At 56.2% G+C, this 1,082-nt stretch carries 1 protein-coding gene; it reads left to right on the forward strand.

All coding sequences use genetic code 11. The annotated features are described in order from the left end of the window. Positions 1-1,051, forward strand: a 1,051-nt coding sequence (locus tag ACWIGM_RS31565) for a hypothetical protein (RefSeq protein WP_454029870.1), incomplete at its 5' end; no start/stop codon positions are given. Positions 1,052-1,082: the final 31 nt, after the last annotated feature.

Genomic DNA, 1,082 nt, shown 5'->3' on the forward strand with positions numbered 1-1,082 from the left:
AGTCTGTGTTGACGGAGAAGTTCGGGTCAGCACATCGAAGTGTGAAGGGCGTATTGTCCGCTTTGACCTGAAGTTTGTCGAAGCGGGAGAACTCTCTTACCCCACTTCAGGTGCGGCGACGGCGCAGACGCTGATGTCATCCTGTTCTGCACTGGATGACTGCATCAGTGACAGCTTCAGAGGTTTCAGTATCGATGGCGTGGCGGATTTCGTGCAGAACGACGTCGTCGGTAATGTCAGCACAATGCTTGGGTATGTTTCTGATGCGATGAAAGTGGTGGATTCTGCCGTATCGGATGCTGCCAGGCTGTTGCAGGGGGATATCTCGGTACTTCTGCCGCCACCATCGTCAGGCAAAAATCTCGTTGAGCAGGTGCAGAAAATGTGGCGTACCGGGAAACGCCTTTATGGTAACGCCAGCGACCTGGTTACCATGATCAAAACGCTTTCCGGTGTCAGCCTCGGCAGCGATCTGCAACCGCGCGGCGTCTGGAAAACGGACAGTAAAACCACCGCCACGGCTACGCAGCAGCGTAACGTGGTTGCCAGCACCCTTCGTACGACCGCAATCAGCGAAGCGGCGTATGCCGTCACCCGATTGCCTGCGCCAACAACTTCCGCGGTGATGCAGAATGCCGCAGTGGGGCAGGCAACAACACCTGCGCAGAGCACTGGCTGGCCTTCCGTCACGCATCCGGCACTGAACAATGCACCGACGGTGAAAAACACAGTTGACCTGCCGACGTGGGAAGAACTGACTGACATTCGCGACACACTGAATACGGCAATTGATAAGGAGTTGTCCCGTACAACCAGTGATGCGCTGTTTCTGGCGCTGCGCCGGGTGAAAGCAGATCTGAATGCGGATATCAACACGCGCCTTGAACAGTCTGCACGGATCATTCAGCGCACGCCGGATGAGGTTTTACCCGCGCTGGTGCTGGCGGCGACCTGGTTTGATAACGCGGCGCGTGACGCGGACATTATCCGGCGTAATGCCATTACGCATCCCGGATTTGTGCCGGTGATCCCTCTGAAGGTGCCAGTGTAATGAACGATAACGTCACGCTACGGGTAAATGG

It is taken from the genome of Allobosea sp. NPDC055332 (genome assembly GCF_053645455.1).